Origin of the sequence: Blautia sp. 210820-DFI.6.14 (genome assembly GCF_020558815.1) — a bacterium.
GTDB classification, from domain to species: domain Bacteria; phylum Bacillota; class Clostridia; order Lachnospirales; family Lachnospiraceae; genus Blautia_A; species Blautia_A obeum.
The window spans coordinates 1-21,098 of record NZ_JAJCKS010000028.1; the positions used below are offsets into that span (position 1 = coordinate 1).

Sequence of the window (21,098 nt, forward strand, 5' to 3'; positions counted from 1 at the left end):
CCAGTACTGGCGTTATTTATTCTACAGGGGCTTGGGGGTGTAGCCACCAAATATACTATTCGTTTTCTGCTTCGAAAAGTTTGTTAAGGATCCACTCCCTATTGATAACTATTTCATCATCATCGCGGAGATCCTTGAAATCATTGCAGTGTGAAGAAGCAAATTCATACATATGTCTTGACATAAATGATCCTTCTTTCAGTGAGATAAATCTCTATTTTTTTATTGCAGAATACGCTTATCCTTTATTATTTCGCCAGGAAATTACTCTGTATCTCCATCGGCATATGATAAGCCTGGCCTCGTTTTGTCAGGCTGTATAGTTTAAAGCTCATGAGTTCCGGAGTTGCATTCAGAGAACTGCAGAGTCCGAAATAATCCAGGTCTTCGTTCTGAACCATATCTTCGATCTCCTCATCATCAATCAGAAGATCGGCAGCAAACAGATTGGCCTGGTATTCTGTATTATCCGTCATATTATAGAGTGTATCATCTTGCATTGGAGCCATTTTCAGCTGGGAACGATGCAGGATGATATGTCCTAATTCATGGGCGGCAACGATCATCTTTTCTTCTTCTGAAAGGAAACTACTGATCATGACATAGATTGTCTTACAACTCATGAAGCAATAGCCTTTCAGTGTTTTATATCTTGAAGTTTCCCCAACAACAATGTTCATCTGATCCATGATCTCAAAGGGATCCCTGGTGCCATATTTCTTGATTAATTTCTTTGTTTCTGTATATATGTAAGTGTTTCTCAAATAAATCACCTCAAAAGTAAAAAATAAAAAGGGCAGAAATATCCTTGTAACTATAAGGTAACAGATTAGGTGTACAATAATCCCGCCTTCTATTATTTTTCCTCTTGGTTTTTCAGATATTTTTTCGGTGTAAATTTCTTTGCACGTCTTTTGGAATCCAGATAAAGGCTCTGGATCTCATCCATAAAAGCTATTTTATCTTCGTCTGTCAGTGATCCACCGGCAAACATAGCTGCAGCCTGTTCCAGAATCTGCTGAGCCTGTCTGGCACCACGGTTACCAAACTGTTCAGATGCTTCTGTGATAAAAGCTTCATTCTCACTCATGAGATAAGAAACGTCACACTGTAATGCATCTGCCAGTTTCTGATACAGAACATTTTGTTTTGGAAAACGTCCTTCTACTTCCCAGGATCGAATGGTCCTATATGAAACACCAACCATACTGGCCAGTTCCTGCTGACTCATCTTTTTTTCTTTTCTTAATGATCTTACTTTTTCACCGAATGTCATAAACATACCTCTTTCTAAGCCTTGTCTTATAAGTTTCATTAGCCGCTTCAAGGCAAAACGGGAAATGTGTCTCCTAAAAAATAAAAATTAATCTTGACAAAGGGAAATATCTCTCCTATAATGTGAATCACAGATAAGGGAAACATCTTTCCTATAAGATACACAATATTTCCTCTTTTGTCAATGAATATGTGAAATGAATTTCCTGTATTTTGAAGGAAACAGGAAAGATAGACAGTCATTGATAGTTAAAATAGGATACATGTTACAAAAAGAGGAAAGACGTATGGGAGGTGGCAATGTGAGTCAGGATCAGACTTCTATTATCTGTATTGATCTGAAGTCCTTTTATGCTTCTGTAGAATGCGTAGAACGTGGACTGGATCCATTTAAAACAAACCTGGTGGTTGCAGATCCGACCAGATCAAAGTCAACAATCTGTTTGGCAATCACTCCGGCTATGAAGTCTCTTGGCATCAAGAACCGGTGCCGGATCCATGAGATACCGGATTGTGTGAAGTACATTACAGCCATGCCGAGGATGCAGTTGTACATGGATTATTCCGCAAAGATCTATGGAATCTATCTGCGGTATGTCTCAAAAGAAGATATCCATGTGTACAGTGTTGATGAGTGTTTTATTGATGTGACAAACTATCTGCAGCTTTATCATCTCACTGCAAAAGAAATGGCGGTAAAGCTTATGCAGGCAGTCATGGAGGAAACTGGCATCACTGCAACTGCAGGTGTGGGAACCAATCTGTATCTTGCTAAAATCGCAATGGATATCGTAGCAAAGCATGTGGATGACCATATCGGAATTCTGGATGAATTCTCTTACAGAGAGAAGCTATGGGATCATAAACCATTAAGTGACTTCTGGAGGATTGGATCCCGGACTGAAAAAAAACTGGCCGGTTATGGAATCCATACGATGGGCGATATTGCAATGGCTTCTTTAAGATCCGAAGACTGGCTGTATAAGATGTTTGGGATTGATGCAGAGCTGTTGATCGATCATGCATGGGGATATGAAACATGCCGGATGAGTGACATCAAGAACTATCATTCGGAGGAACACAGCCTTTCAAATGGTCAGGTGCTGATGCGAAATTATTCTTTTGACGAAGCACTTGTGATCGTAAGGGAAATGACAGATAATCTGGTCCTGGATTTGTTTGAAAAAGGACTGGTAACAAGCTCTCTCACCTTATGGATCGCCTATGACCACAGGTATGAGCATGAGGCATCCAAAGGAACCGTAAAACTCGAAAGAGAAAGTAACAGTTCCAAAAAGATCATAGATGCAGTGGAAGATTTATATCTCAGGATTGCAGACAGATATACCGGAATCCGAAGAATCGAGGTGTGTGCGAACAGGGTTGCTCCTGAAAGTTATGTGCAGTACAGCCTGTTTGATGACCCAAAACAGACCGATAAGGAACGGCATTTACAGGAAGCAGTATTGAATGTAAAGCAGCGTTATGGAAAGAATGCGATTATGCGTGGATCCAACCTGCTAGAGTGTTCTACTTATAGAGAACGCAACGAGCAAATAGGTGGTCACCGTGCTTAGAGGAGGTGCAAAAAGTGCTGGCAAGTGCATATCAACCGTATTTATATTTACCAAGACCGGTTTCCAGGAGGCATCCCATGGATGTAGGACGCAGGGCAAAACAGTTTGCTCCATTTGCGGCACTTCGTGGACTGGATGAAACGATCCGGCAACAGGAAATCATTTATGAACCAAAAAGAGATTTATCTGAGGAAAAGAAAAATGAGTTGGATATGAAATTAAGGATCCTGGCATATGGAATGAAGATACAGGCAACTTATTTTCAAAAGTCATGGAAGAATCCATTAATTGGTCAGTACCATACATTATCTGGAACCGTAGAATTTTTTGATCCATCAGTCCACTTACGGATTGATGATACCGAGATTCAGATCCAGGACATCTGTGATCTGACTGGTGATGTATTTGAAACTATTGAAATATCATGTTAATTAATCACAGCGGAATTTTTTATACCGGAAAGAGTGAGTGGTAGCTGGTGAAAGGATAAAAAAGGATGCACAGATCGACAAAGCAGATCTGATCAGAATAGAAATCGTGCTGTTCGTGTAGCTTTGGCACTTACGGAATGGATGGCATGATGCTCATAAGGCGGATTTGATTTCCCTTTGGTCCGTTGAGTAATAAATGGAGAAATATCTTATTGCTTAAAGGAGGAAGCCTATATGGGATCAGGTGCTATTAAATGGCATGTACACTGCTCTGTATGTGGAGCATTTATTGAAAAGAGCGCACAAAGCGATTCAGAAGTGGAGTGCAAAAAATGTCGCAGTACATTGGAGATATTTGTAAAGGATGATATGGTGTCGGTTCGTCCGATCCACATCAGAGATGAACAATTAAAGTCCAGGATGCGGACGTATTCCCGAAAGATGATGAATCAGGGATCATAACAGAATAGAATGAGCTGTCTGTAGTAAGCGTTGGATTTGGCAGGAATCATCAAGAACGCACCAGACAGCAAGAGTTTGTCAAGGAGCTGAACCTGACTGGAATCACTAAGAGCCCGGCAAAACATTTACGGATACACTGCAAGATCAGAAGTATTTTCTGGTTTTGGAGATTGTTGAAGTATTTGTTTTGTCGGGCTTTTTTGACGTATTTCGAAAAATTTTTAAATTTTTTGTCGTACCTCACTGTAAAACAGGCTCTCAGCGTTTCGTTATATAGAGGTTGAATTCTTTTTTGCAAAAATAATTGTAAATAGAGATTTTGATAATATGACACAAAGGAGGAAGCAAAGATGACTGAAATCGAATACCAGGAATTTGTAAGGCGTTGTCCTTACGATGCTATGGGCGATTATTCCATGTTTCGCAAACAGCAAACAGAGAATAAATCAGAAGATGCACATAGCAACTGAATAAGCCAGGCAATCTGGCAAACTTAATCTAAACGCAGATACATGCGTTACAAAGGAGTCGCGGACTCCCGTTCAAAAAAAACGGGTGAGTTCGTGACCTCTTGTGCTGCAGTTCTTTATGTCTGTGCAGGAATTTTATAAAAGATGGAATGGACCACCCGGAGCCGAAAGGCAGAAAGGTGGTCTTTATGTTGACATTAAAAGAACTGAAAAAAATCGTGAAAGTTGCTGATATGGAGAAAAGGATCCCAAGCGTGAAATCCTTGAAAGAACACAAAGTTGTAGTAAAAGAAATGATCAATGCAGATACAACAATCTCTGTTTATGATCACGGATATGTGCTTTATACAGCGGGAAATCAATCAACCGTATTTCCACTGCATAGTTGTGATGACTATGAATATGTGAGTGTAACTGGCGATAACAAGGAATTCAATAAAGAGTTCTTTGATAATGAAAACTGGTATATCCGTCTGCTGATGGAGGCTGAAGACCGTATGGCATACAGCCAGAGCAAAATCAGCACCAATCATGGTGTATTTTCTAACAGCGATGTTACAGATGATGCGGAGATTATGAGAGGATCTTCAAAAGATTTTGTTGACGATGTTATCGACAGAGAAATTCTGAACGCTTTGATCAAAGAGTTAACAGAGAGACAAAAGACGGTACTCAATCTGGTTTATTTCGAGGAAATGCGTCAGCAGGATGTTGCAGATTATCTGGGAATCAAACAGCAGAGTGTAAATGACCTCCTGAACAGGGCATTAAAAACGATGAAAAAAAAGGCGGAAAACGAAGAATTTTAAAAAAATTTCAAAAAAATTGAATTAGACCACTGTAAAACAGGCTCTGAGCGTTTCGTTATATGAAGGGTTTGCATAGAACACTTTCATGTACCTTGAAAAATGAATAGCCTGCCCGGAGTGATATTTGGTTTGAACATGCATAGAGCGAAAAGCTGCGTGTCTGCCAGAAGAAAACGTATCATAGATGGAAACTGATATAGGAACGGATCCGGGAAAGAAAACAGGAAAACGCTTAAATCTTAAATCAAAATAAAATGTCTGAATCTAAAAAGAGGATGACAGTAGAAATCATGTGGCGGTATTTGTGACAAACAGGTACCGCCATATATTTGTGCTGTTATCTCAGCTTGTGCTGACTGTCCCAAATAGCGCAAATTTCAGGAAAGGAGGCGATCATCTTCGGATAAAAGATAATATGCAGAAACTAACAGATAACCATACACAAAAGAATCAGAAAGGAAGGATTTAAGAGAATGAACGTGAAAAAGAAAGCACGCAGGGTGATGTCCGGTTTACTGACTGCAGTAACGGTTCTATCGACGGTACTCTCTCCCGCTGTTGCCTATGCTTCTGATGATGCTGGGTCTGTAAAAAAGATTCCGTATTATGAGGAGATCAAGGATCAGTTGGATGAAGATGAAGTGGTAACTGCAAAGGATTATGAGATCAAGGTTGGAGACAATTTCGATGTAAAGAGTGATTATACCGGTCTTACGATCCAGGATGACAGCAAAGTAAAAGTTACATTTCAGGAAGCAAAAGATACGGACGGGAATGATTTTTCTACCGATTATGCCAATTCCTATAAGGCAGTCTATTATGTAGAACCACAGACAACGGATCACCCAACCTACCAGATCAATCGAAAGATCGTGGTAAAAGAAGCGGATCAACAGAAAGATTCGCAGTCAGAAAGTTCTTCTGATCAGGATGCTGGTTCTTCCGATAAGACAGAAACAGAGGATTCTGAGGCTGACTCGTCTACAGAGGAAACTGATGTTGCTGACACGGAGAGCAAAACAGAACTGACAGAAAAAGAATTTGATGCAGAAATCGAAGCAACGGAGGATCAGGAGACCGTTGATCCGGAAACAGGGATCACACTCTCAGAGGTTATGCAGGAAGCTGTTGACCAGGAAGTTGCTCTTGCAGATCTTGAAGCAGGCGAAAGTATTACTTTTGATATGCCAATGATGCTTGCTTCCGGTGAAACAGGAACAAAATCAGTCACAGTTACAGCCGGCTCCTGGTACTATTACGCAGACTATGGATTAGGTTCTTATCTGACTTGTCCATATTATGTGAAATGGGGAAGCATCAATGCGACAGCATACTGTGTTGAACCATCGAAAAAAGGACCGGGAAATGGAACTTATACGATCCAGAAACTTGCCGATGGAAAGACACTTGCAAAGGTCTGCTATTACGGAACAAAAGCAAGTGATGAGAATGGTTTCTTCGATGAGAAACATCCGGATTTTCCGGCAGGAAAGAGATTCATCATTACCCATCTTGCAGCAGCTTATGCAAATGGATCCAGTGACTGGGCATCCGGAACCAATGCAACAGGAAAGAACCTGGCAATGGAACTTTACAATTATTGTGTAAATATGCCGGACATTCCGTCTGTAGATATGAGCTTTTCCGAATCTAATGTAAAGGCTTATGTGGAAGGAAACAGCCAGCGAACAAGAGTGATCACATTCAAAGCAGATAAACTGCAGACAATCACATTTAAGTTGCCAAGCGGTGTAAAGCTTGTAAATGTGACAACCGGTAAAACCAGTGCTGCAGGAGCAAGTGTAGAAATCAGTGGAGGTACACAGTTTTATCTGACAGCACCACTTGATCAGGCAGAGAGCGTCAGTGCTACATTTTCTTCTCGGATGAAGGGAAGCATTGATAAAGAATACTCTGCTTACAAGATTGTAACAGGATCCGGAACACAGGATCTGGCTCTTGTTTTCGGGGAAGGTGTCGGAAATGAGAAATATGTGGATTTTAAAGTAACCTGGACAAAAGAATGCAAGGTATCCATTGTAAAGAAAGACCAGGATACAGGCAATGCACTGGCTGGTGCAGTGTACGGGATCTATTCCGATGCTGCATGTACAAAACTGATTGCAGAGATGCCTGCAACAGATCAGAATGGTGCTTCACAGCTCACAATGGAAAAGACACAGGAAGTTGTTTATCTGAAAGAAATCTCTGTTCCAACAGGATATCAGATTGATACAAAGTCTTATAATGTGACTCTTGCTATCGGAAAGACAACGACCAAAAATGTAACAGACAAACGTGTAAATGCAAAGATCAATATTGCAAAACAGGATGCTGAGACAGGGAATGCAGCACAGGGTGATGCAACGCTGGAAGGTGCAGTATATGGCCTTTATGCAAGGGAAGATATTGTTCATCCGGATGGAAGAACCGGAACGATCCATAAGAAAGACAGCCTGATCACATCCCTGACAACGGATAAGAATGGCGAAGCTTCTGTATCGGATCTCTATCTTGGAAAGTATTATCTGAAAGAGCTTAGTGCTCCGGTGGGATACGTACTGGATCCGACAGAACATGAGGTGGACTGTACTTACGAAGGTGCTACTGTTCCGACAGTAGAAAGAACTTCTGTATGTAAAGAAACCGTCATCAAGCAGCCGTTCCAGATTATCAAGGCAGCAAACAACGGGAAGACCGATGCAGACCTTCTGCAGGGAGTTGGTTTTTCGGCATGGCTTGTCAGTGATCTGAAAGTAAAAGCAGATGGAAGCTATGATTTTGATTCAGCCAGACCAGTTGTACTGACTGCAGATGGCCAGACAGAAATGTTTACCGATGAAAAAGGATATGCAAGATCGATTCCGCTTCCATATGGAACTTATGTGGTAAGAGAGACCACAAGCAAACACAACTATGCACCGGTCGATGATTTTGTAGTGAAGATCACAGAGAATTATCCGGATACACCGCAGACATGGCGAGTGCTGCTGGATAAAGAATTCAAAGCAAAATTAAAGATCATCAAAAAGGATGCAGAAACACAGAAATCTGTACTCCTGGCTAATACTGAGTTCAAGGTATACGACCTGGATAATCAGAAATATGTGGAACAGACAACATCCTATCCGAAGCCAACGGTACACAAATCCTATTTCACAAATGAGGAAGGATACCTGGTACTGCCAAAGAATCTGAAACCTGGTAACTACAGAATTGAGGAAGTGACGGCACCCGATGGGTACACAATATCCAAAAACTATGTGACAGTAAAAGTTGATACAGATACTGCTTATCTGACCGATCCTGTCACAGGAGATGCAGTCATTGATGTGGAATATACCAATGCCCCGGTCAAAGGTCAGTTAAAGATCTATAAACAGGGTGAAGTGTTAAAGGGATTTGATAAGGACTTCCAGTATGAAATGGCTGGACTTGCAGGTGCTGAATTTGAAGTCTATGCAGCAGAGGATATCTATACTGCCGATCATCAGGTAGATGCAGATGGACAGAGAACTCTGTATTTTGCAAAGGATGCACTGGTAGCAACCGTCACAACGGATGCAGATGGTTATGCAACCGTAAAGAATCTTCCACTTGGCAGATACTATGTCAAAGAGAAGAATGCACCGGACACTTATGTGTTAAATACTGTGCCGGAAAATGTCGAATTTGCTTATGCGGATCAGGATACTGCAGTGATCGAGAAAGAAATCTCTGTCACAGATGAACGACAGAAAGTGTCGATTACGGTCGAAAAACAGGATGCTGAGACAGGCAATACAGTAGCCGGAGCAGTGTTCGGTATTTACAATGCAAAAGACATTCAGACGAAAGATGGAAAAGTGATCGTTAAAGCAGATACTCTTTTACAGGAAATGACTTCTGATGAAAAAGGTCAGGCAGCATGTACACTGGATCTTCCACTTGGAAGCTATTATGTAAAAGAACTGAAAGCACCAGATGGATTCGTATCTTCGGATGAAGTATTGAGATTTGATGCTTCTTATCAGGGGCAGGATGTACAGACAGTAACATTAAAATCCGTAAAGAAGAACCAGCCGACAACTGTTGAGATCACAAAATCAGATGCAACAACCGGTGTAGAACTGGATGGAGCTTATCTGAAAGTAACGGATAAAGATGGAAATGTAGTAGACAGCTGGACATCTTCCAAAGATGCACCGCATGTGATCAAATATCTGAAAGTGGGTGAGAATTATACCCTACATGAAGAGTTTGCACCACATGGTTATCTGGTAGCCAATGATGTGACATTCACAGTCAAAGATACCGGAGAGGTTCAAAAAGTGGAAATGAAGGACGAGGTACCGGTTGGTGAACTCATAATCAACAAGAAGGGAGAATTCCTGGATTCTGTTACACTGGCCGATAAGGTCAAAGGTGTGGTGGAACACATTTTCAACTATGTAACTGGAAAGCTGACAGATGTTACGTTTGAAGTCTATGCTGAGGAAGACATTAAGGCTGCCGATGGCGTCAGTGACGATTACTATAAAAAGGATGAACTGATTGCAACAATAAAGACAGATGAAACCGGTATTGCAAAACTGGAAAATCTTCCACTTGGTAAATACTATGTGAAAGAAACAGGAACTGCTTACGGTCATGTACTGGATGGTGAGATCCGTCATGTAGATCTGACTTACATGGATCAGAATACACCAGTTGTAGTCTATGACAAAGACTGGCAGAACAACCGCCAGAGAGTAGAAGTCAGTGTACTTAAGAAAGAAAAAGATTCTGACCGTACATTGGAAGGCGCTATCTTTGGATTATTTGCCAAAGAAGACATTAAGTCTGAGACAACTGGTAAAGTCCTGATCGAAGCCAATGAGATCATTGAACTGAAATCTACGGATGAAGAAGGAAAGATCACATTTGTTGCAGATCTTCCAATAGGAGCCACTTACTATGTAAAAGAACTCTATGCACCGGATGGATTCGTAACCAACGATGAAGTAAAGGAATTTACTTTTGAGTATGCAGGTGAAAATCAGCCGACTGTAACCTATGATTTTACATTTGAGAATCAGCCAACCGTTGTAGAATTTACCAAATCCAGTCTGACAACCGGAAAAGAACTTCCAGGATGTAAGCTGAAAGTGGTAGATGCCGATGGAAATATCGTGGATGAATGGACTTCCGGTAAAGAAGCACATGTGATCCGTGAGCTGACTGTCGGAAAAGAATACGCACTGGTTGAAACAAAACCGGCCGATGGTTATGTGACAGCTGAAAGCGTGAAGTTCACCATCAAAGATACTGCCGATGTGCAGAAAGTTGAGATGAAGGATGATGTGACGAAGGTGAAAATCTCCAAACAGGATATCGCCGGAAAAGAACTTCCGGGAGCAAAACTCACGATCCTTGATCAGAATGGAAAAGTTGTCGAAAGCTGGATTAGTACAGAGAAAGCACATTACATCGAAATGCTTCCAATCGGAAAATACACTCTCCGTGAAGAAACAGCACCGGATGGCTATCTGGTTGCAAAAGATGTGGAATTCGAAGTAAAGGATACTAGTGAAGTACAGCATGTAACCATGGTAGATGAGGAAAAACCGGCAGAAAAGACACCGGAAGGTGGAAAACCTGTCAGTGATTCACCAAAGACTGGGGATAACACCAATCTGTGGCTGTGGTTTATGCTTCTCGGCATTGGTGCGACTGGTACAGGAGCCGTTGCATTTATGAGAAAAAAGAAACACTAATCAAATAAGAATGAGCGTTCATGGAAACCGAAAGGAATCTGTGGACGCTTTTTTAGATGGGAGAAACCATGAGAAATATCATTATTTTTGTTGCTCTTCTGGGAGCAGCGGCAATATTTACAGTTTTGTATTGTCTCATTGTTGCCGGAAGTCAGGCAGAGAAAAAACTGACAGAAATCATGAGAAAAGAGGAAGAACAGAATGAAGACTAATAAAGATCTGATTATAGAACCAAATGCAGCTATTGAGGGAAGAAAGTACAGCGAAGAAAAGCCATGGTCCTGCAAGTACTGTTACTGGTGGGGAGGCAAAAAGAAAGGCTGTAGCTTGAAACAGTGCCACTATCTGCTTCCGGAAAAGAAAAAAGCAGTAAAAACAACACCATGTGGTGGCTGTCCGTATGGAAAACATGTTCCATGTATCGGATATTGTATTGCCCGTCTTCATTCTGAAATGAAAGGAAAGAAAGGACGTGGGTAATTGCAGGAAGAAGTAAATCAGAAAGTGATCAGCCTGAGCATCCAGGGAGTCAAGATCACTGCCAGTGTGCTAAAAGCAGCCCTTCGGAAGTTCCTGGAAATGGACAACCGGAGGAAACAGAAAGCAACGCAGGTGAAAATGGCTGAAAAGACCGGACGGGCTCAGGAGAAAGGAAGGGAAAAAGCCCGAAAAAAGATTGAAAAGAAAAAGCCACATGGAAAGCAGACCATCAAGCAACTGAATGCACAGGGAGTACAGCTTTCCAACATAAAGATCACAGATGAAAATATCAAATCCTTTGACCGTGTGGCAAGAAAGTACGGGATTGATTACAGCCTGAAAAAAGAAGTCGGTGCTGATCCACCAAAATATCTGGTCTTCTTTAAGGCTAAAGATGTGGATGTGATGACAGCGGCTTTCCGGGAATATGCCGGAGTAGAACTGAAAAAGAAACAGGCGAAGAAACCATCCGTCAGAAAGAAACTGCAGAAATCTGTAGAAAGAAAAGCAAAGCACCGCCAGCGTGTGAAGCAGAGACAAAAATCCAGAGGTCAGGAACGATGATCCGGGAAAAATTACAGAAGATCCAGGTCAAACGACTGGTGATCTTAAATCTCCCATATTTCTTTATCTTCTATGTAGCAGATAAAGGATCCTGGCTGTACCGGCATTGCCTGGGAGAAAGCATGGTCCAGAGACTTGGCGTGATGTTAGTCAATTTCCGACTGGCATTTTTAAGCTGGCTGCCAAGTATCGCTTTGCAGGATCTTACAGTAGGTGTTCTGGTTGCAGGTGCATTAAAACTGGTGGTCTACTATCGTTCTAAAAATGCAAAGAAGTTCCGGCAAGGTGTGGAGTATGGATCTGCAAGATGGGGAAACAGAAAAGACATCGAACCCTTTATGGATCCGGTCTTTGAAAACAATGTCATCCTCACAGAAACGGAACGTCTGACCATGAACAGCCGGCCAAAAGCCCCAAAGTATGCCAGAAATAAGAATGTGATCGTCATCGGTGGTTCCGGATCCGGAAAGACAAGATTCTATGTAAAACCCAATCTTATGCAGATGACGGATCACGTGTCCTATGTGGTCACTGATCCGAAGGGAACGATCATCGTTGAATGCGGGAAGATGCTGGTAAATGGAGGATACCGGATCAAGGTATTAAATACGATCAACTTTAAAAAGTCCATGCATTACAATCCGTTCCATTATATCCGGAGTGAAAAAGACATCTTAAAGCTGGTCAATACCATTATTGCAAATACCAAGGGTGAAGGCGAAAAATCAACGGAAGATTTCTGGGTCAAGGCCGAACGTCTTTTGTATTCTGCACTGATCGGATACATCTGGTATGAGGCACCAGAGGAAGAACAGAACTTTTCTACTCTGTTGGAATTTATCAATGCCAGTGAGACCAGGGAGGATGATGAAGAATTTAAAAATGCAGTGGATGAATTGTTTGAAGAACTGGAAGCAGAAAATCCGGAACACTTTGCAGTAAGGCAATATCGCAAGTACAAGCTTGCAGCCGGCAAAACTGCAAAATCGATTTTGATTTCCTGTGGTGCCAGACTTGCACCATTTGACATTCAGGAACTAAGAGAAATTATGTCGTATGACGAAATGGAACTGGATATGATCGGTGATCAGAGAACAGCCATGTTTGTCATCATCAGCGACACAGATGACACATTCAACTTTGTGGTAGCGATCATGTACACCCAGCTTTTTAACCTGCTTTGTGATAAGGCGGATGATGAGCATGGCGGCAGGCTTCCCTATCATGTACGACTGCTTCTTGATGAGTTCAGCAATATCGGACAGATCCCAAAATTCGACAAATTGATTGCTACGATCCGAAGCAGGGAAATTTCCGCTTCTATCATTCTGCAGTCACAATCTCAGCTGAAAACCATCTATAAGGATGCTGCTGAGACGATCACAGGTAACTGTGACACTGTTCTTTTCCTGGGGGGAAAGGAAAGTTCCACACTGAAAGAAATATCAGAAACTCTGGGAAAGGAAACCATTGATCTTTACAACACATCAGACACCAGAGGCAGCAACCGGTCCTATGGACTGAACTATCAAAAGACTGGAAAAGAACTGATGAGTAGAGATGAGCTGGCGGTCATGGATGGAGAAAAATGTATCTTACAGCTTCGAGGAGTCCGGCCGTTTTTAAGCAACAAGTATGACATCACAAAGCACAAACGGTACAAGGAACTTGCCGATTATGATAAGAAAAATGCTTTTGATGTTGAAAAATATCTGAATCATAATCTGACATTTTCAAAAGATACAGAGTTTGAGATGTTTCGGATTGATGTAACAGAGGATGAAATAAGACAAATTGAAATCATTAATTAAGAAAATTCCTATGTTACCAAAGTGGAAACATAGGAAAACCATGCTGGTTCTTTCTTTTTTAATGGTATCATTATATGATATGAATGAAAGAGAGGTAAGAAGTATGGCTTTAAATGATAACATTAAAAAAATCAGAGAAGAAAAAAAATATACACAACAACAACTTGCCGATAAACTGTACGTATCACGACAAACTGTATGCCGATGGGAGAACGGTTCAAGATGTCCAGATCTAATTACAGCAAAAAAGTTAGCAATGGAGCTTGGAGTCACTTTGGATGAACTTATATCTGATGAAGATATCACAGATATTCAATCAAAATATGGAATATGGAAGTTTGATAGGGTAAAAGAAAGGGAAAAAATTCAGATGATGCAAAAAAGGATCCTAGATTTTATAGAGATTATAGGAGGTATATTTTTAGCAATTTCTTTGTTGCTAAGAGTTCAATTTGATATGAAAGTACCAGCGTGGATTACGATAATATGTATTTTAATAGTGACAGTAGCATTTTTGTTTAATTTTGTGCTGGCAAAAAAATTGGATAGGAAGTAAAAAATTTCAAGTATTTGTAAAAAGAACAAAAAGCGATAGAGCATGTAGAAAAATCCATCTATATGCTCTATTTTTTTATGTTTTTTCAAGAAAGAAATCTAAAAGTAGGAAGAAAGGAGAAAAAAGTGAAGATAAAGATAAGATCGCCTTGCAAATAAAACAGGTAAAAAAAGGTCTGAATAAAAGGGAAAGGAGTAGAGCCAAACGCTTACAGACCATAAGAAAAAGCGTTTGTTCACACATTTGATTATGGCTTTTTTTAGCAGTGCAATCAATATTCTTCAGACACTGGTCGTTGCAATCGGTGCCGGCCTTGGTGTCTGGGGCGTAATCAACCTGATGGAAGGTTATGGAAACGACAACCCGGGTGCAAAATCCCAGGGAATTAAGCAGCTGATGAGCGGTGGTGGTGTTATCCTGATCGGAACACAGCTGATCCCGCTTCTGAGTGGATTATTTGGTTAAGAGAAAGGAGTAGAGATCCATGTTCAGTCAGATTTTTGATGCGATTGAGGAATGGATGAGGGAACTCTTAACCGGGATGATCACTTCCAACCTGGACACGATGTTTACTGATGTTAATCAAAAGACCGGTGAGATCGCTACCCAGGTTGGACAGACCCCGCAAGGGTGGAACGGCAGCATATTCAGTATGATCCGGAACTTATCGGATTCCGTGATCATGCCGATCGCAGGTATTATTATCACACTCGTACTCTGCTACGAATTGATTTCTATGCTGACCGAGCGCAACAACATGCATGATATTGATACCTGGATGTTTTTCAAGTACTTCGTAAAAATGTGGATTGCTGTATATCTGGTGAGTAACACATTTACGATCACAATGGCGGTATTCGATGTGGGCCAGCACGTAGTTAATTCTGCGGCCGGTGTTATCACAGGAAGTACCGCCATTGATATTTCTTCGGCATTGACGGATCTTTCCGCAACACTGGAAAGTATGGAAATCGGAGAACTTGTTGTATTGGCGCTGGAAACCCTTATCGCCGGCTTCTGTATGAGAATCCTGTCTGTACTGATCACAGTGATCATGTATGGACGTATGATAGAGATTTACCTATATACCTCAGTTGCGCCGATTCCATTCGCAACTATGAGTAACAGAGAATGGGGACAGATCGGCACGAATTATTTCAGAGGACTCTTTGCCCTGGCTTTCCAGGCATTTCTGATGATGGTATGCGTTGCAATCTATGCAGTGCTTGTTGCAGGTATCCAGTATTCAGATAATCTGAGTTCTTCATTATTTGGCGTTATGGCTTACACAGTAATCTTATGCTATAGCCTCTTTAAGACGGCATCCTTAAGTAAGTCGATATTTAACGCGCACTAAATTACAGGAAGGAGTGAAAATCATGGCATATGTCAGCGTACCGAAGGATTTAACGAAGGTAAAGAATAAAGTAGCATTTAACCTGACCAAAAGACAGTTGATCTGTATCGGGATAGGTGCTGCAATGGGAATTCCAAGCTATTTCCTCTTGCGTAATGTGATGGGAAACAGTAATGCAGCAACAGTCATGGTGCTTTTGATGTTACCGGCATTTTTATTTGCCATGTACGAAAAAGACGGGATGCATCTGGAAGATGTTCTGATGCATATGATCCGGGTGAAGTTTCTTCGTCCACCCGTCAGAAAATATGAAACTGAAAACTATTATGAAACAGATCCGGAACAGATCAAGCAGTCTCCGGATACAGGAAAACCGAAAGGAGGAAAAACGGTTGCGAAAAAAGAAAAATAAGAAAACTGTCGCAGATACCGGGTACAAAAAAGTAGACAGAAAAGAGAAAAAGAAAAAAGAAAAGCAGGAAGAGAAACGCAGGCAGAAAAAACTGTCCGTCCAGCAGTCGATCGCTTATAAGGAAATGGGAAAAGATGGGATCTGCAGGGTACAGGGAAAAACGTATTCTAAGTGTATCCGCTTCTATGATATCAACTACCAGCTGGCTCAGAACGAGGACAAAAATGCAATCTTTGAAAACTGGTGCGATTTCCTCAATTACTTTGATGCCAGTATCCATTTTCAGCTGAGCTTTATCAACCATAAGAGCAGCATGAAGGAGTTTGAGCAGGTCATCCGGATCCGACCACAGGAGGATGCTTTTGATGATGTCCGTATGGAATACGCAAAGATGTTGAAACAGCAGCTGGCAAAAGGAAACAACGGTCTGGTGAAGTCAAAATATATCACCTTTTCCATCGAAGCGGATAATATCCGGGAAGCAAAGCCAAAGCTGGAACGTATTGAATCAGATATCCTGAACAACTTCAAGATCCTTGGAGTTCCGGCATATCCGCTGAATGGCGTGGAACGTCTGCAGATACTGTATGAGACTTTCAATCCGGATATCATGACAGACTTCCAGTTTGATTATGGTTCCATGATCCGGACAGGACTCAATACAAAGGATTATGTGGCACCGACCAGTTTTGTATTCCGAGACAGAAATACGTTCCAGATGGGAAATACTATCGGGGCTGCCTCTTATCTGCAGATCCTGGCACCGGAGCTTACGGATAAGATGCTGGCAGAATTTCTGGATATCGATAAGAACCTGATCGTCAACCTGCATGTCCAGTCTGTGGATCAGATGAAGGCAATCAAGCTGGTAAAAAGCAAAGTGACGGATATCAACCGTATGAAAATCGAAGAACAGAAAAAAGCAGTCCGGGCCGGATACGATATGGATATCATTCCATCGGATCTGAACACGTATGGCGGAGAAGCTAAGCGTCTGTTAGAAGACCTGCAGTCACGAAATGAGCGTATGTTCCTTGTAACAGCGCTCTTTTTAAATACAGCAAAGACCAAACAGGCACTGGACAATGCCATCTTCCAGACTGCCGGAATTGCACAGAAATACAACTGTGTACTGAAACGTCTGGACTATCAGCAGGAAGAAGGACTGATGAGCAGTGTTCCGCTGGGAGTCAATCATATCCCCATCAAACGTGCACTGACCACGACCAGCACTGCTATCTTCGTACCGTTTACCACTCAGGAACTTTTTATGGCAGGAGAATCCCTGTATTACGGATTAAATGCACTCAGCAACAACATGATTATGGTGGATCGTAAAAAGCTGAAAAACCCAAATGGACTAATCCTTGGTACACCTGGATCCGGTAAATCCTTTGCTGCAAAAAGAGAAATCACCAACGCTTTCTTTGTCACGAAGGATGACATTATCATCGGAGATCCGGAGGGTGAGTATTATCCACTGGTCCATGCACTTGGCGGACAGGTCGTACACATTTCACCAACCAGTAAGGATTATATCAATCCGATGGATATCAATATGGATTATTCCGATGATGACAATCCACTTGGAGTGAAATCCGATTTTGTCCTGTCTTTATGCGAGCTGATCATGGGAAGCAGGGATGGAATTGAAGCAGAGGAAAAATCAGTGATCGACCGCTGTCTTCCACTGGTGTATCAGAAGTACTTTGCAGATCCAAAACCGGAAAATATGCCGGTTCTCGGTGACCTGTATGACTGTCTTAGAAAGCAGAAAGAACCGCAGGCCCAGAGAATTGCAACAGCGTTGGAAATCTATGTAAATGGATCACTGAAAGTATTTAACCATAGAACCAATGTGGAATTGAATAACCGTATTGTCTGCTTTGATATCAAAGAACTTGGAAAGCAGCTGAAAAAGATTGGAATGCTCATCGTACAGGATCAGGTATGGAACAGAGTTACAATCAACCGTGGCATCAAATCTACCAGGTACTATATCGATGAATTCCACCTTCTGCTCAAAGAAGAACAGACAGCAGCTTATTCCGTAGAAATCTGGAAGAGATTCAGAAAATGGGGAGGCGTACCGACTGGAATCACACAGAATATCAAAGATCTTCTTGCCAGCAGGGAAATTGAAAATATCTTTGAGAACAGTGATTTTATCCTGATGCTGAACCAGGCTGCAGGTGACAGACAGATCCTTGCAAAACAGCTGAATATTTCCCCATATCAGTTGTCTTATGTGACAAATTCCGGGGAAGGTGAAGGGCTTCTCTTCTATGGAACGACAATTATTCCATTTAAAGATAAGTTTGATAAGACATTGAAATTGTATGGTCTGATGACCACGAAGCCCGAGGAAACATTGAAACGAGATAAAGAAATGAGGGATGCAAATGAAGGAAATTGATAAGATCCGAATCAAGCAGTGGAATCAGGACAATCCTTACATTCAGATGAAAAATCTGGAAAATGTACAGCCTGGATACCGTGTTCATACAGTCAATGATGATCATCATCTGTATGAACTTCCGCTGGAAACACAGAACATTATCCTTGACTGGGTATTCTGGAATTTTTATCCGGCACAGAAATTCTATCCGCATCTTACCAGTGATGATCTGAAAGAAGTTCTGTATAAACGTACCCAGATCCATCTGCACAACAATCAGTTCAAGGAGGCTATGCTGATCAATGGTTTCTGGCCGAGAGATCCGAGTGAATTGAACTGGGTATTTCATATCCAGGCGAGCTCTCCAGCAATCAGGACACAGGCAGATGGTTATCCTGGTATCCCGATTATAGGACACCAGGAACTGAATGAGTACAGAAAGAAAAGTTGTGCCAGGAGGTGATGACCTATAGCTGGAAAAGAATTTAAAGGCAAAGATAAAAAGGTCGCAAAGATGACCAGGGATGGTCTAACAGAAGAAAATCTTCGTGATGGTAGTGTAAAAGATATCAGTCACAGGAGTCGAGGACGACCGGAAAATAAGGAAGAATTTGTTCCTGAACGGGAACGGAAAAAGGCTGAGAATGAAGATTCAAAATCGGGAAAAGATAAACGACTGCAGATGGAAAAGATCCGGAAATCTTCTGTCCGGCAGGAAGCTGTTGAGAATACAGTTGAAGTTACATCGGAAGAAAAAGTATCCGGATATCGAAAGAAACTGCATCGCCATGAAAAAATCCCGGATGATGATAACACTCTGAACAGCCAAAAGAAATCCATTCGGAAGAAACAGCTGCAAAAACAGATGACCAAAGAACAGGCAAAAGCCGGAAGATTATCCTTTGATGATGAAGGAAATCAGATGGTGAAAGGTGCTGGCATGAAACCGGGAGGGACAGCCGGAAAATACATTGCCACACAAGCTGTTATATCTGGTATGAAAGCAGTCTCTTCCGAAGAGGAAGAAGCAGATGAAAATGCAGGTGTGGAAAGTGCCAGACTTGCAGAGCGTGAAACAGAAGCTGCGTTACGTGGTCTGCGTCATGCTCAGATCCGAAGCAAACGAACGGACGTGAAAACCCATCGCAGAGGTTATCGTGAGGCTACCGTAGAAAAGAAACTGAAATTTGGTTCTGCAGAAAGTATGGAAGGAGTCAAGAATGCAGAAACGGTAAAGAAAGCCGAACAAAAGAGACATTTCTATAACCGCTTCTTTCAGAAAAAACGATATAAGGATGCATACCGGGCAGCCAGAGCCGGAAAATCCGCTGGCAGTCTAGGTGGAGCAACAACCATTGCCGGTGTCGAGAACATGACGGTAAAAGCAAAGATTGCCTTGAAAGAGATCATAAAGCGTAATCGTGCCATGTTCGCAGGCATCGGTATTTTTGCGCTTCTTTTTCTTGTCATAGCGGTATCTCTGGGAAGCTGCAGTGCTTCTATCGAGGGTGCTGGATCTGTGATCGGTATTACAACGTATCCAAGTTCAGACGAGGATATCTATGCTGCTGAAAATCAATATGCTGCTTTGGAAAGTGCCTTGAATCAGCAGATCAATGAGATGGAACGAAGACATCCAAATTATGACGAGTATCAGTACAACATTGCAGAAATTGGTCATAATCCATACCATCTTATCTCGTATCTTACCGCAAAATATGGGGACTGGACGTACTCAGATGTTGAAAACGAACTTCAAGCTCTTTTTGAAGCACAATATCATCTGAATACAGAAGGTCGAACAGAAACGGTGACAGAAACCAGAAATGTTCGAGTCGGAGAATCATTGGGACAGGTAGTGACCAGTGGATACTGTAACTGTCGAATCTGTTGTGGTGTATGGTCCGGAGGTCCAACTGCCAGTGGTGCATATCCAACTGCAAACCATACCATTGCTGTAGATGCTTCCAATCCATTTGTGCCGATTGGCACTAAGGTAGTAATGAATGGTGTGGAATACACAGTTGAGGATACCGGAGCCTTTGCACGATATGGTGTGCAGTTTGACGTTTACTATGATAACCATGCTGCCGCTTCTGCTCATGGACATCAGACCTGGGAAGCCTATATCGCAGATGACAATGGCAGTCAGGAAGTAACGGTTACCAGTACAAGCACTAAGAAGATTCTATATGTGACACTGACAAATGGAAGCTTTGATGCTGTGGCAAGAGCCAATCTGAATGCGGAGCAGCTGATCATCTACAATGCATTAAATACGACCTATGGAAACAGAAATTATCTGTGGGATGTAAAAAATGTGACCAGTGGATCAGGCGGTAATGGAATGAGTTATGAGATTCCACCGGAAGCACTGCAGGATGAAGAATTCGCCCGGATGATTCGAGAAGCAGAAAAATATCTGGGAGTACCTTATGTATGGGGTGGCTACTCTCCGTCCGGATTTGACTGCTCAGGTTTCGTATCTTATGTCATTAACCACTGTGGTAATGGCTGGAACTATGGACGATTGACCGCGGATGGATTAAGAGGCGTATGTACTTATGTATCACCGCAAGAAGCAAAACCAGGAGATCTGATCTTCTTCCAGGGAACGTATAACACATCCGGTGCAAGCCATGTGGGTATCTATGTCGGTAACAATATGATGATTCATTGCGGAGATCCGATCCATTACTCAAGTATCAGCACATCCTACTGGCAGCAACACTTCATGTGCTTTGGAAGACTGCCATAAATG

Annotated in this window: 19 protein-coding genes; 16 read left to right on the forward strand and 3 right to left on the reverse strand. The window is 41.8% G+C overall.

What is annotated here, in order from left to right; genetic code table 11:
* Positions 1-55: 55 nt before the first annotated feature.
* The 3 genes from LI112_RS18220 to LI112_RS14975 all read right to left on the reverse strand — a co-directional run bounded on the left by LI112_RS18220 (position 56) and on the right by LI112_RS14975 (position 1,315).
* Entirely contained in the window at positions 56-184 is a 129-nt protein-coding gene (locus tag LI112_RS18220; protein WP_255647074.1) for a hypothetical protein, read from the reverse strand.
* A gap of 64 nt (positions 185-248) precedes the next feature.
* Complete coding sequence (locus LI112_RS14970) at positions 249-764, reverse strand: ImmA/IrrE family metallo-endopeptidase (RefSeq protein ID WP_225876977.1); 516 nt, start codon at positions 762-764, stop codon at positions 249-251.
* A gap of 92 nt (positions 765-856) precedes the next feature.
* Complete coding sequence (locus LI112_RS14975; RefSeq protein WP_005423558.1) at positions 857-1,315, reverse strand: helix-turn-helix domain-containing protein; 459 nt, start codon at positions 1,313-1,315, stop codon at positions 857-859.
* 247 nt (positions 1,316-1,562) lie between these two features.
* Between LI112_RS14975 and LI112_RS14980 the strand changes: the two genes are divergently transcribed.
* The 16 genes from LI112_RS14980 to LI112_RS15055 all read left to right on the forward strand — a co-directional run bounded on the left by LI112_RS14980 (position 1,563) and on the right by LI112_RS15055 (position 21,095).
* Positions 1,563-2,852, forward strand: a complete 1,290-nt coding sequence (locus LI112_RS14980; RefSeq protein ID WP_227190968.1) for a DNA repair protein — start codon at positions 1,563-1,565, stop codon at positions 2,850-2,852.
* Between the two features lie 77 nt (positions 2,853-2,929).
* Positions 2,930-3,283 carry a hypothetical protein gene (locus tag LI112_RS14985; protein ID WP_003864619.1) on the forward strand — a complete coding sequence of 118 codons (354 nt, stop codon included), beginning with the start codon at positions 2,930-2,932 and terminating at the stop codon, positions 3,281-3,283.
* A 234-nt stretch (positions 3,284-3,517) separates the two neighbouring features.
* Positions 3,518-3,745, forward strand: a complete 228-nt coding sequence (locus LI112_RS14990) for a hypothetical protein (RefSeq protein WP_005334838.1) — start codon at positions 3,518-3,520, stop codon at positions 3,743-3,745.
* 619 nt (positions 3,746-4,364) lie between these two features.
* A complete protein-coding gene (locus LI112_RS14995; RefSeq protein WP_215719416.1) occupies positions 4,365-5,024 on the forward strand; it encodes a sigma-70 family RNA polymerase sigma factor in 660 nt (219 codons plus the stop codon).
* 473 nt (positions 5,025-5,497) lie between these two features.
* Entirely contained in the window at positions 5,498-10,759 is a 5,262-nt protein-coding gene (locus LI112_RS15000; RefSeq protein WP_227190969.1) for a SpaA isopeptide-forming pilin-related protein, read from the forward strand.
* 68 nt (positions 10,760-10,827) lie between these two features.
* Positions 10,828-10,971 carry a hypothetical protein gene (locus LI112_RS15005; protein ID WP_171027933.1) on the forward strand — a complete coding sequence of 48 codons (144 nt, stop codon included), beginning with the start codon at positions 10,828-10,830 and terminating at the stop codon, positions 10,969-10,971.
* Positions 10,961-11,239: a hypothetical protein gene (locus tag LI112_RS15010; RefSeq protein ID WP_055183036.1), complete on the forward strand. Its 279-nt coding sequence runs from the start codon at positions 10,961-10,963 to the stop codon at positions 11,237-11,239. The genes LI112_RS15005 and LI112_RS15010 overlap by 11 nt, the downstream gene beginning before the upstream one ends.
* A complete protein-coding gene (locus LI112_RS15015; RefSeq protein ID WP_101872529.1) occupies positions 11,240-11,803 on the forward strand; it encodes a PcfB family protein in 564 nt (187 codons plus the stop codon). It begins immediately after the preceding gene.
* The gene (locus tag LI112_RS15020) at positions 11,800-13,614 is read left to right on the forward strand and encodes a VirD4-like conjugal transfer protein, CD1115 family (protein WP_173817049.1); all 1,815 of its coding nucleotides are present in this window, start codon (positions 11,800-11,802) and stop codon (positions 13,612-13,614) included. Before LI112_RS15015 ends, LI112_RS15020 begins: the two co-directional genes overlap by 4 nt.
* A 103-nt stretch (positions 13,615-13,717) precedes the next feature.
* The gene (locus tag LI112_RS15025) at positions 13,718-14,170 is read left to right on the forward strand and encodes a helix-turn-helix transcriptional regulator (RefSeq protein ID WP_118044833.1); all 453 of its coding nucleotides are present in this window, start codon (positions 13,718-13,720) and stop codon (positions 14,168-14,170) included.
* 249 nt (positions 14,171-14,419) lie between these two features.
* Positions 14,420-14,635 carry a Maff2 family mobile element protein gene (locus tag LI112_RS15030; RefSeq protein WP_005334815.1) on the forward strand — a complete coding sequence of 72 codons (216 nt, stop codon included), beginning with the start codon at positions 14,420-14,422 and terminating at the stop codon, positions 14,633-14,635.
* Positions 14,636-14,654: 19 nt separating this feature from the next.
* Positions 14,655-15,527, forward strand: a complete 873-nt coding sequence (locus tag LI112_RS15035) for a VirB6/TrbL-like conjugal transfer protein, CD1112 family (protein WP_015514791.1) — start codon at positions 14,655-14,657, stop codon at positions 15,525-15,527.
* Between the two features lie 22 nt (positions 15,528-15,549).
* The gene (locus LI112_RS15040; RefSeq protein ID WP_118358489.1) at positions 15,550-15,939 is read left to right on the forward strand and encodes a PrgI family protein; all 390 of its coding nucleotides are present in this window, start codon (positions 15,550-15,552) and stop codon (positions 15,937-15,939) included.
* Complete coding sequence (locus LI112_RS15045; protein ID WP_369123565.1) at positions 15,836-18,355, forward strand: VirB4-like conjugal transfer ATPase, CD1110 family; 2,520 nt, start codon at positions 15,836-15,838, stop codon at positions 18,353-18,355. The genes LI112_RS15040 and LI112_RS15045 overlap by 104 nt, the downstream gene beginning before the upstream one ends.
* Positions 18,342-18,800: a hypothetical protein gene (locus LI112_RS15050; RefSeq protein ID WP_227190970.1), complete on the forward strand. Its 459-nt coding sequence runs from the start codon at positions 18,342-18,344 to the stop codon at positions 18,798-18,800. The genes LI112_RS15045 and LI112_RS15050 overlap by 14 nt, the downstream gene beginning before the upstream one ends.
* 51 nt (positions 18,801-18,851) lie before the next feature.
* Positions 18,852-21,095: a CD1108 family mobile element protein gene (locus LI112_RS15055; protein WP_227190971.1), complete on the forward strand. Its 2,244-nt coding sequence runs from the start codon at positions 18,852-18,854 to the stop codon at positions 21,093-21,095.
* Positions 21,096-21,098: the final 3 nt, after the last annotated feature.

Bases quoted from the DNA above. Each gene is read 5' to 3' on its own strand.
- LI112_RS18220 (WP_255647074.1), bottom strand. From the start codon at position 184: ATGTCAAGACATATGTATGAATTTGCTTCTTCACACTGCAATGATTTC.
- LI112_RS14975 (WP_005423558.1), bottom strand. From the start codon at position 1,315: ATGAAACTTATAAGACAAGGCTTAGAAAGAGGTATGTTTATGACATTC.
- LI112_RS14980 (WP_227190968.1), top strand. From the start codon at position 1,563: ATGGGAGGTGGCAATGTGAGTCAGGATCAGACTTCTATTATCTGTATT.
- LI112_RS14985 (WP_003864619.1), top strand. From the start codon at position 2,930: ATGGATGTAGGACGCAGGGCAAAACAGTTTGCTCCATTTGCGGCACTT.
- LI112_RS14990 (WP_005334838.1), top strand. From the start codon at position 3,518: ATGGGATCAGGTGCTATTAAATGGCATGTACACTGCTCTGTATGTGGA.
- LI112_RS14995 (WP_215719416.1), top strand. From the start codon at position 4,365: ATGGACCACCCGGAGCCGAAAGGCAGAAAGGTGGTCTTTATGTTGACA.
- LI112_RS15000 (WP_227190969.1), top strand. From the start codon at position 5,498: ATGAACGTGAAAAAGAAAGCACGCAGGGTGATGTCCGGTTTACTGACT.
- LI112_RS15005 (WP_171027933.1), top strand. From the start codon at position 10,828: ATGAGAAATATCATTATTTTTGTTGCTCTTCTGGGAGCAGCGGCAATA.
- LI112_RS15010 (WP_055183036.1), top strand. From the start codon at position 10,961: ATGAAGACTAATAAAGATCTGATTATAGAACCAAATGCAGCTATTGAG.
- LI112_RS15020 (WP_173817049.1), top strand. From the start codon at position 11,800: ATGATCCGGGAAAAATTACAGAAGATCCAGGTCAAACGACTGGTGATC.
- LI112_RS15025 (WP_118044833.1), top strand. From the start codon at position 13,718: ATGGCTTTAAATGATAACATTAAAAAAATCAGAGAAGAAAAAAAATAT.
- LI112_RS15030 (WP_005334815.1), top strand. From the start codon at position 14,420: ATGGCTTTTTTTAGCAGTGCAATCAATATTCTTCAGACACTGGTCGTT.
- LI112_RS15035 (WP_015514791.1), top strand. From the start codon at position 14,655: ATGTTCAGTCAGATTTTTGATGCGATTGAGGAATGGATGAGGGAACTC.
- LI112_RS15040 (WP_118358489.1), top strand. From the start codon at position 15,550: ATGGCATATGTCAGCGTACCGAAGGATTTAACGAAGGTAAAGAATAAA.
- LI112_RS15045 (WP_369123565.1), top strand. From the start codon at position 15,836: ATGAAACTGAAAACTATTATGAAACAGATCCGGAACAGATCAAGCAGT.
- LI112_RS15050 (WP_227190970.1), top strand. From the start codon at position 18,342: ATGAAGGAAATTGATAAGATCCGAATCAAGCAGTGGAATCAGGACAAT.
- LI112_RS15055 (WP_227190971.1), top strand. From the start codon at position 18,852: ATGACCAGGGATGGTCTAACAGAAGAAAATCTTCGTGATGGTAGTGTA.